13 protein-coding genes and 1 tRNA gene are annotated in these 13,799 nt (G+C 65.5%); 11 read left to right on the forward strand and 3 right to left on the reverse strand.

Annotation, left to right across the window (positions count from 1 at the left end; genetic code table 11):
• Positions 1-238: 238 nt before the first annotated feature.
• The 5 genes from ABT053_RS13340 to ABT053_RS13360 all read left to right on the forward strand — a co-directional run bounded on the left by ABT053_RS13340 (position 239) and on the right by ABT053_RS13360 (position 3,993).
• The gene (locus tag ABT053_RS13340) at positions 239-847 is read left to right on the forward strand and encodes a DUF6461 domain-containing protein (RefSeq protein ID WP_350969206.1); all 609 of its coding nucleotides are present in this window, start codon (positions 239-241) and stop codon (positions 845-847) included.
• A gap of 329 nt (positions 848-1,176) precedes the next feature.
• The gene (locus ABT053_RS13345; RefSeq protein WP_350969207.1) at positions 1,177-1,419 is read left to right on the forward strand and encodes a hypothetical protein; all 243 of its coding nucleotides are present in this window, start codon (positions 1,177-1,179) and stop codon (positions 1,417-1,419) included.
• Positions 1,416-1,841 (forward strand): type II toxin-antitoxin system VapC family toxin, encoded by a 426-nt coding sequence (locus ABT053_RS13350; RefSeq protein ID WP_350969208.1) that lies wholly within the window; start codon positions 1,416-1,418, stop codon positions 1,839-1,841. The genes ABT053_RS13345 and ABT053_RS13350 overlap by 4 nt, the downstream gene beginning before the upstream one ends.
• A gap of 1,111 nt (positions 1,842-2,952) precedes the next feature.
• Positions 2,953-3,480 carry a hypothetical protein gene (locus tag ABT053_RS13355; RefSeq protein WP_350969209.1) on the forward strand — a complete coding sequence of 176 codons (528 nt, stop codon included), beginning with the start codon at positions 2,953-2,955 and terminating at the stop codon, positions 3,478-3,480.
• A 111-nt stretch (positions 3,481-3,591) separates the two neighbouring features.
• The gene (locus tag ABT053_RS13360; RefSeq protein ID WP_350969210.1) at positions 3,592-3,993 is read left to right on the forward strand and encodes a hypothetical protein; all 402 of its coding nucleotides are present in this window, start codon (positions 3,592-3,594) and stop codon (positions 3,991-3,993) included.
• A gap of 56 nt (positions 3,994-4,049) precedes the next feature.
• Here ABT053_RS13360 and ABT053_RS13365 read toward each other — a convergent pair whose 3' ends face one another.
• The gene (locus ABT053_RS13365; protein ID WP_350969211.1) at positions 4,050-5,342 is read right to left on the reverse strand and encodes an NsdA family TPR-like regulatory protein; all 1,293 of its coding nucleotides are present in this window, start codon (positions 5,340-5,342) and stop codon (positions 4,050-4,052) included.
• 344 nt (positions 5,343-5,686) lie between these two features.
• Between ABT053_RS13365 and ABT053_RS13370 the strand changes: the two genes are divergently transcribed.
• Positions 5,687-5,977 (forward strand): hypothetical protein, encoded by a 291-nt coding sequence (locus ABT053_RS13370; RefSeq protein ID WP_350969212.1) that lies wholly within the window; start codon positions 5,687-5,689, stop codon positions 5,975-5,977.
• A gap of 307 nt (positions 5,978-6,284) precedes the next feature.
• Here ABT053_RS13370 and ABT053_RS13375 read toward each other — a convergent pair.
• Positions 6,285-6,358, reverse strand: a tRNA-Gly gene (locus tag ABT053_RS13375).
• Between the two features lie 285 nt (positions 6,359-6,643).
• On the opposite strand from ABT053_RS13375, the gene dcd reads away from it, so the two are divergent.
• The 3 genes from dcd (at position 6,644) to ABT053_RS13390 (ending at position 9,251) form a co-directional block, all read left to right on the forward strand.
• Positions 6,644-7,219, forward strand: coding sequence for a dCTP deaminase (gene dcd, locus ABT053_RS13380; RefSeq protein ID WP_350969213.1), 576 nt, complete (start codon positions 6,644-6,646; stop codon positions 7,217-7,219).
• A gap of 409 nt (positions 7,220-7,628) precedes the next feature.
• The gene (locus ABT053_RS13385; RefSeq protein ID WP_030924556.1) at positions 7,629-8,246 is read left to right on the forward strand and encodes a DUF47 domain-containing protein; all 618 of its coding nucleotides are present in this window, start codon (positions 7,629-7,631) and stop codon (positions 8,244-8,246) included.
• Positions 8,247-9,251 (forward strand): inorganic phosphate transporter, encoded by a 1,005-nt coding sequence (locus ABT053_RS13390; protein WP_350969214.1) that lies wholly within the window; start codon positions 8,247-8,249, stop codon positions 9,249-9,251.
• A gap of 225 nt (positions 9,252-9,476) precedes the next feature.
• Here the strand turns inward: ABT053_RS13390 and mshD are convergent, their stop codons facing one another.
• Positions 9,477-10,400 carry a mycothiol synthase gene (mshD, locus tag ABT053_RS13395; protein WP_350969215.1) on the reverse strand — a complete coding sequence of 308 codons (924 nt, stop codon included), beginning with the start codon at positions 10,398-10,400 and terminating at the stop codon, positions 9,477-9,479.
• 132 nt (positions 10,401-10,532) lie between these two features.
• Between mshD and ABT053_RS13400 the strand changes: the two genes are divergently transcribed.
• Positions 10,533-12,341 carry a bifunctional metallophosphatase/5'-nucleotidase gene (locus tag ABT053_RS13400; protein WP_350969217.1) on the forward strand — a complete coding sequence of 603 codons (1,809 nt, stop codon included), beginning with the start codon at positions 10,533-10,535 and terminating at the stop codon, positions 12,339-12,341.
• A 293-nt stretch (positions 12,342-12,634) separates the two neighbouring features.
• Complete coding sequence (locus tag ABT053_RS13405) at positions 12,635-13,768, forward strand: sensor histidine kinase (RefSeq protein WP_350969218.1); 1,134 nt, start codon at positions 12,635-12,637, stop codon at positions 13,766-13,768.
• The last annotated feature ends 31 nt before the right edge of the window (positions 13,769-13,799 follow it).

Raw genomic sequence — 13,799 nt, forward strand, 5'->3', positions numbered from 1 at the left:
TCGTGAGTGACCGTGGTTGACCCTTTGTCACCCTGGTTAATGGCCTGCTAATGGCCCGGCTCTACCTTACGCCGTACTGGCACGCGAATGGCGCAAGATGAGAACCCCGTGCGGACGCATATCTTCCCCGCCGGAGGCACATGGTGCTCAAAACAGTAGAGGCCGGAGGGGCCGTAGATGTCGGAGGTGATCGCTACCGTCACGACATTCCCGAGAGGACGAATGAGGAGTGGTGCGGGTGGAGATCACGTCTGCCGATGTCGCCTGGCTGGCCAGGGGGTATGAGTTGGGTGATCAGTGGTGTCTGGCTTTCGCGCGAGGGCCCGACGAGGCCGAAGCGCTTCGGCGCATAGGTGCCGACGACAGGAGTATCCGGCTGCTCACCTGTAGGGAGCTGATAGATGAGGGGGTGTTCCCCGGCATGATCCTGGCCGGGCGTCTAGAGGATTGGACGGTACTCATCGAGCCGCATGGCTGGCGGGCATCGGAACCTGGTGTTCTACGAGCCCTGTCGGCTGGAACGGAGGCTGTGATGGTCATGCGGCAGGACCACTCGGCCCATCTTTTTGAGTACGCCGTTGATGGAGAGCTGGTGACCTCCTTCGACCCGATGATTCCTGCGTGGCGTTACGGGAGTGACCCAGACCGCCTTGTGGACGCTATGCGGGCCGTGGGCTTCGATCCCGGATACGCGCCGGGAGACGGAGACGAGAACGAAGAGGAAATCTTCAATCATCCGACGGTGGACGGTGCTCTGCTGCTCGCGTTTCGTCTGACCGGCGTCGTTCTGACCCAGGATGTCTTAAACAGGTTGCTGCTGGGCGGTGCTGTCAACTCGCGTGCCTGATATGGCGGCGTCCCGATGGTCGACGCGTTGACTGGTTACCGCGGGCGCGGGTCGGGAAGTCATCCCCGACCTTGGCCTTGAAGTGTGGAGCGGGTGACGGGAATCGAACCCGCGCTGTCAGCTTGGGAATCATCTACTGACCTTGCTGCCCTGAGCTGGGAAAACGGGGGTGCAGGTCAGGGCGGGCCGAGTCCACGCGGTTCCCCGTGAGCGACCGTGGTTCCTTGCCCTGTTCTGGCGCGGATCTGGCACGAAGTCTTGATGTCAAGACACCGCTGATACGGCGGTTGGGCTGGGGTAAGCGCGGACGCTTACGTAGACTCAGGGGTATGACTGCCGGGCACGCGCACGAGGAGCTCCACCATCTGGTCGATCGGCTTTCTCCGGACCAGGCGCGTCGTCTGCTGCGTCTGGTGAAGACGGATCCGGAGTTGGCTGAGACCGTGGACGAAGAGACCGATGAGCCGGTTCGACGGCGGTTGTCGATCGCGGGGATCGGTGCCTCCGGTGAAAGGGATCTGTCGGAACGGGTCGAAGATCTGCTGGCGGAGCGGTTCAATCGGTCAACGTGACTTCTACGCTCCTGGACACCGGCCCCTTGATCGCTGTTGTTGATCGAGATGACAAGCATCATGTCTCATGCGTGCGGCTTCTCGAAGGGTTGGAGGGGCCGCTCCTGCTGCCTTCGACTATCTTGATCGAGGCGGGGTGGATCATTAACAGGCACATGGGGTCTCGCGTGCATGCGCAGTTTCTTGATCTGGCGGTTGAGGAGTTTGAACTGGTCGACCTGGTGCCAGCCGATGTGCGACGAATGGCGGAGCTCGTCCGTACCTATCGAGACGCTCGGCTCGACCCGGCTGACGTGTCCGTGGTCGCCATCGCAGAGCGCCTGAATATTACTCAGATCGCCACGCTGGACCGACGTGACTTCACCTTGATTCGGCCTCGACATGTGCCGGCGTTCGCGCTTCTACCGAAAGTGCTTGGCTGACCTGGTCTAACAAGCGTGGAGCGGGTGACGGGAATCGAACCCGCGCTGTCAGCTTGGGAAGTCTCTCACGCACCTGGTGGCTGAGCTGGGGAGACGCTGACCTGCGGGGGAGTGCTTCGGTTCCCCGTGATTCCCCGTGAGTTCCCCTTGCTCCCTCTGCTGACGGGCACGCAACGGGCACGGCCTGAGAACCTCTGTGCGGACACATACCCCGCCTGCCGGATCTTCCCGTCTGCCTCGTCCCCCCGGAGGGGCAACAGCTCGGGGACGGAGGGTCAAGGCCGTCTTCGCGTGTACGTCAGCCGGTAGACGTTCCTCGGCCATGGGATGCCAACGGTCACAGACGGCCTTGATCCGGAGGAGTCGAGCTGTTGGGCTTGCCTGGGACGTGGCAGACGGGAAGATCCGGCTTCCACCTCAACCACTTACGGCCTTCGCACTGGAACGTCGATCATCCCGGAGCCGAGTACCCCCGCCGGAGGCGCTCTTTTAGCAACGGCTCTTTGATGGGAGAGTTCGCAGCATGCAATGGCAGCGATCTATCTGGTTCAGGCTTGGGGCTGCTTTCTGGTTCGTCTTCTGTGGGTGGACTGGTGCCGGCGCGGTTTTTGGGCTCTCCGGATTTCGCGGTCCGATGCCTGCCGGGTGGTTGTTGGGCATGTTCGTGTTCGGGTCGCTCGGGATACTGCTCCAGATCGTGGCCGTGGTCGTGCACGTCTGGCGGGAGCGGAGTGGCCAGCGGGATCCGAAGGATGTCAAAGGCGCCGCGTAGTAGTCAGGCCAGCCGTCGGAGCGACCTGGCGGCGGCGTGCCGGTGATCGGCGCGTTGGCCTGGTACGGCGCGGTGTGCCTACGGCGATGCCCCGCGCGGCGCTCGCGCCGTGACCGGCCCCCAGGCCGCATGCGCGGCGCGGGGCGTACGGCGGCGCGGCGCGCCGCCGCTTGATACCTATGAGAACAATTCGGCAAAGCCTTATGGCTAGTCATTCGGAACCAGGCTGCGAGACCTACACAAGGGCTAAGAAATATGTTTCGGGGCGTGGGCCTATGGAGGCTAGGAAGATGGAAGCCTGTAGGGAACTATTGAGAGAGGGTGACCGTTTGACATGACATGACGAACATGGAGCAGCTCTGGCAAGCGGCGTGGTCATGGATTGTCGTTAATTCATCGGTGGAACGAGTATCGTTAGTGATTTCTCTTCTAGCATTTAGCGTAGCTATTCGGGGCGTTCGCCATGCGAGGCGTAGCGCTAGAGCTGCGGAAATTCAAGCTAGAGCAGCGGAAATTCAGGCTAAAGCCGCGGAAGAGCAAGTGGATGCGGCAAAGGAGCAGGTGATTGCGGCTAGGGAGCAGATATGGAGTAGTAGGGTTACAAAATCAGAGCGTATTGCCGAGATTTCTGCGTTAATCGAATACCGTGGACTCTTGGAATCTAGTCTACCTAAGATTGTAATAGGGCTAGAGTCGGCGGAGTATCCTCCCCTATGGGATAAATGCGAATGGGGTGGAAGGGGTGAGAGGCGTTCAAAATATCCATCGCTAGATTCTCGTCGAAACTTTATCATCTATAACACTAGTGAGAACGAGCATGATGAACTATCTTTTTTGATTCGCGGAGTAATGATAAACGTTGGATAGGTCGCGGCACACGTATCTGCAGATGAACCTAATTTTATTGAAGGGGAGTCGTCCTTAGTCGCAGGTAACGTTCCTATCCCCCAGCGTCTGGGTAGGGGGAGGGAATATCTTTTGAATCCTGGAGAGACGGCGCTTTTCGAGTGGAGTGCGTCCAGATCGGTTCAGCAATGGGCCGATCTTTATAAGGACAGCCACCGGGGAGATTTCAGTGAAATCCCAGATGGTTGGGGATCCTCGATTAACCGTCCCGTTGGATGTTTTAACATTCGTTTAGCTGGCTCAGCGTCTGATGCAGCGATGTTAATATCCATCGACATGGACGAGAATGTGATCTGGCCGAACTTCAATTTCAGTAGTAACGACGAGCAACCTGAAGGGGAGGAATGGTTTACGCGTAAATCGGGACACGTTCATGTCTACGTGAAGCAAGAATATGCACGTCTCCCCAAAAATCTAGATGACCTGCGAAGGCTACTTAAGCCTTTGAATCTTTGGGGAAAGGTGGAGGATTAGTTAATTATATGCTCGACGCAATAATTGCGACGATTAACTGTGTCTTAAGGTGAATTTCAATCGAAAAAATCTAGCTGGTGTTTCGTGACCGCTTTGCGTGCTGTGACGTACCGTTCGTGAAATTCTTTTGCGAGGGCTTCGCGGCGGTAGCGTTGGCGTAATAATCTATCCAAATCTCCAGCGCGGTTAATAAGGTCCGTGAGCGATTTACGTTCAATATCAAAGGCCGCCATGCCTTGTTCCGCAGCGGCGTCGAGGTTGCCGCGTCGAGCGTGAACGATGCCGAGATCAATGTGGGCGTCGGCGACTCGCATGGGCGCGTTAGAGGTGCCATCAGGGCGAGTGTGCATCTGGATGGTCTCTAGGGCGTGTTCTTCGGCGCGCTCGTTGTCTTCGAGCCAGGTGTAAGCGGTGGCAGCGTAGAAGACCCACTTGGCATGATCGAACACGAAGTGGTGATCCGGATTACCAGGGAGCGGAAGCTTGGCGAGCGCGTCAGCCCCTCGGGTGAGAGCCTTATCGGCTTCGCGGCGGTCGCCGATTCGGGCCAGTCCACGGGCCTCTTGCAAGATGAGCTGAACCTGAGCGCTGGATTCGCCGGCGACGGCCTGGCCCATGCGGGCAGAGGTCACGACATCTTCGTAGCGGCCTTCGACCAGGGCGAACCACGCGGACATCTCATGTGCCCAACCCATGAGTTCGCCGTGGCCGACCTGGCGGCCCATTTCGTAGGCGGCGCGGCGGGCGGTCTCGGCCTCCTCGCGCTCTCCCAGGTCGTAGTGAACACACCCGAGCAAGGCCGTCAGCCATCCGGTGATGACGAGGAGTTCGCGATGCTGAGCAAGGGTGATGCGTCCACCAAGTAGGCCATTGACCTGGGCAAGACGTTTCTGGGTCCGGTCGCGCAAGGTGGTGGCCGAAACGACGGGGTAGGCGCGGCAGAGCAGATCGACGGCCTCGGCGAGGGCTTCGAGCGTGCCGGTTCCGACGTCGGACGCCTGGAGCTGCTGGGCGAGTTCCATGGTGCCGTACAGGTCGGCCTCGGCTCGCAACGCGTCCATGGGGATGATGCTGGTGGCCTCGATGAGCTGGCCGGCCCCGCGTCTGTTCGGCCGGAATCCCAGGTCTTCGGGTTGAAGGCCGGTCAACTGGGTGATGGCGATCCGGTACGGAGAATGGGGCCATCTGACCTCTCCGGCCTCCCAACGTCGGATGCGCTCCTCGTCGCACGCCAGGGACTCTTTGACGCCGACCGGTGTCGTGTTGATCCGGTGGGCCAGTTCGGCGCGCGTCAGGCGGTGCTCGTTACGCCACGCTCGGAGCTGGACGTTGGGGATGTTGTCGGGCATCTGGGGCCTTCCTCCCGGCTGGGGGCTCAAGAGGGGGATTCAGGGGGCCGTTTGGGGGTCCTGTCGTTCTCGGATTGCCGGTGGACTTGTCATCGGGCAACACGGTACGTCAGCCCGCTTTCCGCCGCAGGGAACGCGGATCGATTCGAGGAGGTGGCGACGGTGACCCGGCCAGAAGAGACCAGCGAGAGACTCCCCTGCCCCGCGTGCCGGGGACGTGGAACCAAGCTGTGCGGCTCGCGCCGTGCCCTTCTCGTCGGCGAGAGCGGTGGTGATCCCGAGACGCAGGGAGAACAGGAATGTCTTGACTGCCTCGCAACCGGCCGGGTCGAAAGGAACGTGAGATGAACCCGATCATGCAGACTGCTGTGACCTGCCTTCAGCAGGAACGCCAGCAGAACGAGGCGCATGCCCTCACCCGACTGCGGAACGCGCTGCTGCGGCTCGACGTGCGGGCCGAACTGCGCGACAACGACAGTGCGCTGATGATCCCCCGTCCACAGGTGGGACTGCCGGCGTGGGTGTTCGTCGGCTACGGCGGTGCCTTCTACTCCTGGCAGTCGGCCGAGAAGCGCCACCCGATCAGCGACGTGGCGGGCGCTGCCCAAGTTCTGGCCGATTACGTCGGTCGATAGGCGGGCGCGACGGGGTGGTGTCCTTCGGTGCGGAGGGCACCGAAGAGCGTTACCGCTGCCCCGTCGCGTCTGATCACGTCCCGGCAGGCGGCAGAGAACCGCGTGTGCGGCCCCCGTATAACCATCGGGCTATCGCTGACGCACTGGGGAGATCGTCAAGAAAGGACCCACGTCCAAGGATGACGACGGCGACGATCCGCCCCTTGCCGGCGCCAAGATCAACTGATCTGGCACGCGAGTAAGGCGCGGCTCGGAAAACAACGAAGGCCCCGGTCCGGATTTACGTCCTGACCTGGGCCTTTGTGAGTGGAGCGGGTGACGGGAATCGAACCCGCGCTGTCAGCTTGGGAAGCTGATGTTCTGCCATTGAACTACACCCGCGTGCGGCGTGCCGCGCGTCACCACTCTAGCGGAAAGTTGGGCGACTCTCGTCCCCCCGGGGAGCAAGATTCATGCGGTCCTCCGGGGGCGGGCTTCGTGCGCCCCTTACCGGAGTGGGTCGGGGGTGGGCTTCGTGCGTCCCTCGCGGGAGCAGGGGGAGGTGGATTTCGTGCCCCCCTCGCTGAAGCGGGCTGGAGGTGGACTTCGGGTGTCCCTTCCTGGAGCGGGATTCGTGTGTATCTCCGGGAGCGAGCTTCACGGCTCCGCCGTTGGTAGGTTCCACACGTGCTGCTTTCCGATCGTGACATCACCGCTGAGGTCGAGGCTGGAAGGGTCAGGATCGATCCCTTCCAGCCGGAGATGATCCAGCCCTCCAGCGTCGACGTACGCCTGGACCGCTATTTCAGAGTCTTCGAGAACCACCGGTACCCCCACATCGATCCGGCGGTCGAGCAGCCCGATCTGACGCGGATGGTCGAGCCGGACAAGGGTGAGCCGTTCATCCTGCATCCGGGGGAGTTCGTGCTGGCGAGCACGTACGAGGTCGTCACGCTGCCGGACGACATCGCCTCGCGGCTGGAGGGCAAGAGCTCGCTGGGCAGGCTCGGGCTGCTGACGCACTCGACGGCCGGGTTCATCGACCCCGGGTTCAGCGGGCACGTCACGCTGGAGCTCTCCAACGTCGCGACGCTGCCGATCAAGCTCTGGCCCGGTATGAAGATCGGCCAGCTCTGCATGTTCAGGCTCAGCTCCCCCGCGGAGTACCCCTACGGCTCGGAGAAGTACGGATCGCGCTACCAGGGGCAGCGGGGGCCGACGCCGAGCCGTTCGTACCTCAACTTCCACCGGACCCCTATTTGATCTTCGGCACCCCACATGGGCGGTGAGAAAGGCCCTGAACGCGGTTTAGTGGGGGGCCGTGATGGAAATCACCCTGATTGTTCGCGGGGTCCACCGGTCTGTCCGATCCTGGTGGATCTCGGGGAAACGTCGTGGAAGCGGGGCCCCGAGGGGGAGCGCGGGCGACGCGCCGGACGATGATCCGGGGGAGAGAGTCCCATACGTGACCTGTCTTCGGCATAATGTGGCCGAAAACTAGCAAAAACGGTCACCGGAAAGATGCCCGCAAGACTGCCTCAAGCCGTGTGTCGCCGGGTATACGCCGGGTAACGACATCACGAAGAGTGCGTGTCTGGCGGGTGAAGTTCGCATTTCCGCTGGTAACCCGTACCCTTCTCTGCGGACCATCCCCGCACATCTGGAGAACGACGTGCGCCTGCGTCTCACACCTAGTGAGGACAGCTACTACGACTTGTTCGCCGACTCGGCGAACAACCTCGTCACAGCGTCCCGTCTGCTGGTAGAGATCATCAGTGACGGATCGGACCGGGAAGCCCTGGCCGAGAAGATGCGCGCATGTGAGCACGCCGGCGACGAGCGCACTCACGCGATCATGAATCGGCTCAACGAGAGCTTCATCACCCCCTTCGACCGCGAGGACATCTACCGTCTCGCCTCGAATCTCGACGACGTGATGGACTACATGGAGGCCGCCGCCGACCTGATCGTCCTGTACCAGATCGACCACCTCCCAAAGGAGGTCGTCCGGCAGGTCGAGGTCCTGGAACGCGCCGCCGAGCTCACCGCCGAGGCCATGCCGAGGCTGCGCTCGATGAAGAACCTCAACGAGTACTGGATCGAGATCAACCGGCTGGAGAACCAGGCCGACCAGGTCTACCGCCGCCTTCTCGCCAAGCTCTTCGGCGGGGAGTACGACGCGTTGACCGTCCTCAAGATGAAGGAGGTCATCGATCAGCTCGAGATGGCCGCCGACGCCTTCGAGCACGTGGCCAACACGATCGAGTCGATCGCGGTCAAGGAAAGCTAAGTGGATCTCACGCTCGCACTCGTCATCGGCGTGGTGGTCGTGGCGTTGGTGTTCGACTACACCAACGGTTTCCACGACGCCGCGAACGCGATCGCGACCTCCGTCTCGACGCGCGCGCTGACGCCGAGGGCCGCGCTGTTCATGGCCGCGGCCATGAACTTCCTGGGTGCGCATCTCGGTACGCAGGTGGCCGCGACCGTCGGCAAGGGCATCATCGACGCCCCGCAGGGAAGCCACGGCCTCGTCATCGTCGGCTCGGGCCTGATCGGCGCGATCACCTGGAACCTCGTCACGTGGTACTTCGGCCTCCCCTCGTCGAGCAGTCACGCGCTGATCGGCGGCCTGGTCGGCTCCGCGCTCGCCTCGGCGAGCACCGTCCACTGGGACGGGGTGCTGGAGAAGGTCGTCATCCCGATGATCCTGTCTCCGCTGATCGGCTTCACCCTCGCCGGGCTCATCATGATCGGGATTCTGTGGGGGTTCCGGCGCTCCCAGCCCACGAAGACCAACCGGGGCTTCCGCCACGCGCAGACCGTGTCCGCGGCGGCGATGGCGCTGGGCCACGGCCTCCAGGACGCCCAGAAGACGATGGGGGTCATCTTCCTCGCCCTCGTGGTCGGCGGGTACCAGAACGACGGCGACCCAATCCCCCAGTGGGTCATCCTCGCCGCCGCCACGGCCATCTCGCTCGGCACGTACGCGGGCGGCTGGCGGATCATGCGGACCCTCGGGCGCCGGATCATCGCGCTCGACCCCCCGCAGGGGTTCGCCGCGGAGACGGCCGCGGCGACCGTGCTCTACACGGCGGCCATCGGCTTCGGCGCGCCGATCTCGACCACCCACACGATCACCAGCGCGATCATGGGCGTCGGCGCCACCAAGCGCCTGTCGGCCGTGCGCTGGGGCGTCGCGGGCAACATCGTGACCGCCTGGATCCTCACGATCCCGGCCGCCGCGCTCGTCGCCGCGCTGTCCTACTACGCGCTCCACTGGATGGTCGAGTAGTCCTCGGACGACCGCGCCGGACCGGGGTGCCGCCCCCGGTCCGGCGCGTCCTGTCTCCAGGTCTCCGGGTCTCCGGGGCTCTAGGTCTCCGGCGGGTCTCCGGGTCTCCGGCACCCCGGAGCTCCGGGGTGCCGAACCCGGTCCGGCGCGTCCGGGTCTCCGGGTCTCCGGGTCTCCGGGTCTCCGGGGTGCCCTCCCCGCCCCTCGCAGGCCGGTTCCGGTACGTCACTTCCGGTACATCACGTCGACGTCCCACCGGGTGAAGCCCAGCCGCTCGTACAGGCGGAGTGCCGCGGGGTTGCTCTCGTCGACGTACAGCATCACCTGGCTCAGGCCCCGCGACCGCAGGTAGGTCAGGCCCGCGAGGGTGAGTGACCTGCCCAGGCCGCCGCCGCGCTCGGCGGGGTCGACGCCGACGACGTACACCTCGCCGAGGGGGTCGTGCGCGTGGTCGCCGTCGCCGTGGACCTTGGTCCAGTGGAAGCCCACCAGCCGGTCGCTCTCCCCGGGACCGCCCGGCCGTACGGCGAGGAAGAACCCGGCCGGGTCGAACCAGGGCTCCCGCTCGCGCCGCTCCAGGTCCTCGATGGTCCACGCCCCCTGCTCGGGGTGCTGGGCGAAGGCCTTGGCGTTGAGCGCGACCCACGCCTCCCGGTCGGAGGTGCCGGGCTCGAACGTGCGCAGCCGCACCCCCTCGGGAAGGTCGAAGCCGGGGATGTCGGCGGCCAGGGAGCGGCGCATCCGCCACAGGGACCTGACCTTGTCGAATCCCGCCGACCGGGCGAGGGCCTCGGCGGCCGGGTGCCCGCCGTGCGCCCACAGGCGCAGGTGCCCGCCGGTGTGGTCGAGCACGGCCTCCAGCAGCCGCCGCCCGTACCCCATCCGGCGGAACGCCGGGTGGACGACCAGCTCCCCGCTGGGGCCCTCCACGGGGTCGGTCGGGTCGACGTGGGCGTAGCCCGCGAGATCGTCCCCGGCGTACAGCAGCACGGCCCCGGCCCGTTCGTCGCCGCCGTAGCGCAGGTGCAGCATCACATGTTCGTTGAGCGGCCTGACCCCGTCGGCCTCCGTGGCCGCCTCCACCACCGCGAGGACGTCGGACACCTCTTGCTCTCCGAGCGACCCCCGGTACTCCACACGCGCGTTCATGGTGTGGACTCTAAGCGGGCACATGTATCCCGAACCCACCGGGGGACTGGCAAAAGGCGCCATGTGCCCGCCGGGTGAATCGTTACCTCTCGGTCATTCCTTGCACAGACAGTCCCCCTAGTGTCGTGGTTCATGATGTCTCGTTCCTTCCAGCGGCTGGCCATGGCGGGCGTACTCGCCGGGGCCAGTCTCGTGCTCGCGATGGGACCGGCCCAGGCGGGCAACAAGCCCGCCGCCAAGCCCGTCAAGACGGTGCCGGTCCGCCTGCTCTCCCTCAACGACTTCCACGGCAACCTCGAGCCGCCGACCGGTTCGTCCGGCCGTATGGTCGACGAGACCGGTACCACGGTCGACGCGGGTGGTGCCGCGTTCGCCGCCACCCACCTCAAGCAGCTCTCCGACAAGAACACGCTGAAGGTCGCCCAGGGCGACCTGATCGGCGCCAGCCCCCTGATCTCCGCGGCCTACCACGACGAGCCCGCGGTGGAGTTCCTCGGCAAGGTCGGCGTCACCGCCTCCGCCGTGGGCAACCACGAGTTCGACGAGGGGTACGCCGAGCTCAAGCGGATCATGAACGGCGGCTGCCACCCGGTGGACGGCTGCTCGCCCGCCGGTAAATGGAAGGGCGCGAAGTTCAGCTACCTCGGCGCGAACGTCATCTTCAAGCGCCCGGAGCGGGGCGCCGAGAAGCAGGCGCTGGAGGCCCTGGGCGGCACGAACAGCAGCTCGCTGCGCAACCTCCTCAAGGACTACGGCATCCCCGCGCTGCCCCCGGTCGCGATCCGCTGGATGAACGGCGTGCCGATCGGCTTCATCGGCCTGGTCACCCAGACCACCCCGGGCATCGTCACCTCCGAGGGCATCAAGGACCTCGAGTTCATCGACGAGGTGAAGGCCGCGAACGTCGCGTCCAAGCTCCTCCAGATCGTCGGCGTCAAGGCCCAGGTCGTGCTCGTGCACGAGGGCGACCAGGTCACCGCGGGCCAGTCGCCCGACGCGTGCAGCGCCCAGCCGGGCGCGGGCAACCGGATCGCCACCCAGGTCGACGCCGAGGTCGACATGATCCTCAGCGGTCACTCCCACCAGGCGTACCTGTGCCGGGTGACCGACCCCAAGGGCGGCTCCCGCCTCTACAGCCAGGGCGGCTCCTTCGGCCGGGTCATCACCAAGGTCGACTTCCAGGTGGACGCCAGGACCCGCGACGTCGTGCGCTCCTCGGTCGTGGCCGACAACCAGGTCGTGACCAGGACCGTCACCCCCGACCCGGAGATCACCACGTTCGTCCAGACGTGGAAGGACCGCGTCGCGTCGGTGGCCAACAGGCCGATCGGCAGGATCACCGCGGACATCACCAACACCGCCGTGGCCTCCGGGGAGTCCTCGCTGGGCAACCTCATCGCCGACGCCCAGCTCGCCGCGACCAGGACCGGCGGCAACGCCCAGCTCGCCCTGATGAACCCGGGCGGCGTGCGGGCCAGCCTCAACTACGCGGGCTCGCCCGCCGGTGAGGGCGACGGCGTGGTGACGTACGGAGAGGCGTTCACGGTCCAGCCGTTCAACAACCTCATGCAGGTGGTCACGCTCACCGGCGCGCAGCTCAAGACCGTTCTGGAGCAGCAGTTCGTCGGCGGCCCCAACGCCCAGGCGTTCACCAAGATCCTGCAGCCGTCGTCGAACTTCACCTACACCTACAGCGCGAGCGCGCCGTGGGGTTCGAAGGTCTCCGACATGAAGATCGACGGTGTCGCCGTGACGGACACGCAGACGATCAGAGTCGCGGCCAACAACTTCCTGGTCGGCGGCGGCGACGCGTTCCTCGCCTTCAGGGACGGCACGGACCTGTGGAGCGGCCCGCTGGACATCGACGCCTTCGCGGCCTACTTCGCGGCGAACCCGTCGATCACGCCTCCGGTGCCCAGCCACATCACGGTCGTTCCGTAACGCGGGCGAAAGGCACGCCACGCCGCGAGGATCGCGGTACGTCGTGAGACCGTGACACGCGTGACACGTGTGACACGCGCGAGGGGCCCACCGGACACGTCCGGTGGGCCCCTTGTCCTGTGAGCCCTCCGTCCCTTGGGCTTCCCGCTTCGCGGGCCCTTCCGTCCCGTGGGCTTTCCGCTCTGTGGGTCTTTCGCGTGCGGTGTCGCGGACGGCGTACGGCCGGGGATGTACGGGTGACCTCCTCCTTCCGGGGGTCGGCACCGCGGGTGCGGTGACCTACCGTGTCAGGGGTGAGAACCCGGAGAACCGACGCGCTGGTCGCGGCCGGGGTGCTGTCGGGGATCGTCGGGGGCACCTACGGCGGGCTGTCCAGCTCGGGTTTCCCCGAGCGCCCGCTGGACACGCTCGGCATGGCGCTAATCACGGTGTCGTCGCTGGCGCTGGCGTTCCGGCGGAGCGCGCCGCTGCCGGCGGGGACGATCACCGTGGCCTGCGTGGTCGCCTACTACGCCTGGCGGTACCCGGGGATCTTCGCCGCCGCGCCCGCCCTGATGTCGATCTACACGGCGGCGGCCCTCGGACGGCGTCGCCTCGCGGTGTGGCTGGCCGTCGCGATGGCCGTGGGGGTTTACGGCCTCATCGCGCTGGCCGAGGTCGACCCCGCCCCCGACGGCGGTTTCACCCTGCTCAGCGGCTGGCTGGTGGCGATGGTGGTCCTCGGGGAGACGACCAGGAACCGCCGCGCGTACCTGAACGAGGTCGAGAGGCGGGCGGCCGAGGCCGAGCGCACCCGCGAGGAGGCGGCGCTGCGCCGGGCCGACGAGGAGCGGCTGTGGATCGCCCAGGAGCTGCACGACACCCTCACCCACAGCATCTCGGTCATCAACGTCCAGGCCTCCGTCGCCATGCACCTGCTCGACCACGACCCCGCGCGGTCCCGCGAGGCACTGACCGCGATCAAGGAGTCGGGGCGGGAGGCGATGCGGGAGCTCCGCGCCACGCTGGGCGTGCTGAGGCAGGCCGATCCCGACGGCCCCGAGGCGGGCCTCGCCCGGTTGCCCCGGCTGGTCGCCAGGGCGGAGGCGGTGGGGCTGCCGGTCAGGGTCCTCGTCGTCGGGGAGCGCCTGGACCTGCCCCCGGACGTCGACCGGGCGGCGTACCGCATCGCGCAGGAGGCGTTCACCAACGTGCTCCGGCACGCCGGGCCCGCGTCGATCACGCTGACGACCGAGTACCGGCCCGGAGCGATCGTGCTGCGCGTCGAGGACGACGGGGAGTCCGCCACGGAGGTCACGAGATACGGGATGGGGTTGATCGGGATGCGCGAGCGCGCCGTCGCCGCCGGAGGATCGCTCAGCGCGGGCCCGCGCCCGCAGGGCGGGTTCGCCGTCCGGGCCGAGCTGCCCCTGGCGGGGCGGCCGTGACCGGGATGCCACCGCCTTACGACCGGGCACC

The sequence above is a fragment of the Streptosporangium sp. NPDC002524 genome, from assembly GCF_040295985.1.
Classification (GTDB): Bacteria; Actinomycetota; Actinomycetes; order Streptosporangiales; family Streptosporangiaceae; genus Streptosporangium.

Bases quoted from the DNA above. Each gene is read 5' to 3' on its own strand.
- ABT053_RS13345 (WP_350969207.1), top strand. From the start codon at position 1,177: ATGACTGCCGGGCACGCGCACGAGGAGCTCCACCATCTGGTCGATCGG.
- ABT053_RS13355 (WP_350969209.1), top strand. From the start codon at position 2,953: ATGACGAACATGGAGCAGCTCTGGCAAGCGGCGTGGTCATGGATTGTC.
- ABT053_RS13365 (WP_350969211.1), bottom strand. From the start codon at position 5,342: ATGCCCGACAACATCCCCAACGTCCAGCTCCGAGCGTGGCGTAACGAG.
- ABT053_RS13370 (WP_350969212.1), top strand. From the start codon at position 5,687: ATGAACCCGATCATGCAGACTGCTGTGACCTGCCTTCAGCAGGAACGC.
- mshD (WP_350969215.1), bottom strand. From the start codon at position 10,400: ATGAACGCGCGTGTGGAGTACCGGGGGTCGCTCGGAGAGCAAGAGGTG.
- ABT053_RS13400 (WP_350969217.1), top strand. From the start codon at position 10,533: ATGATGTCTCGTTCCTTCCAGCGGCTGGCCATGGCGGGCGTACTCGCC.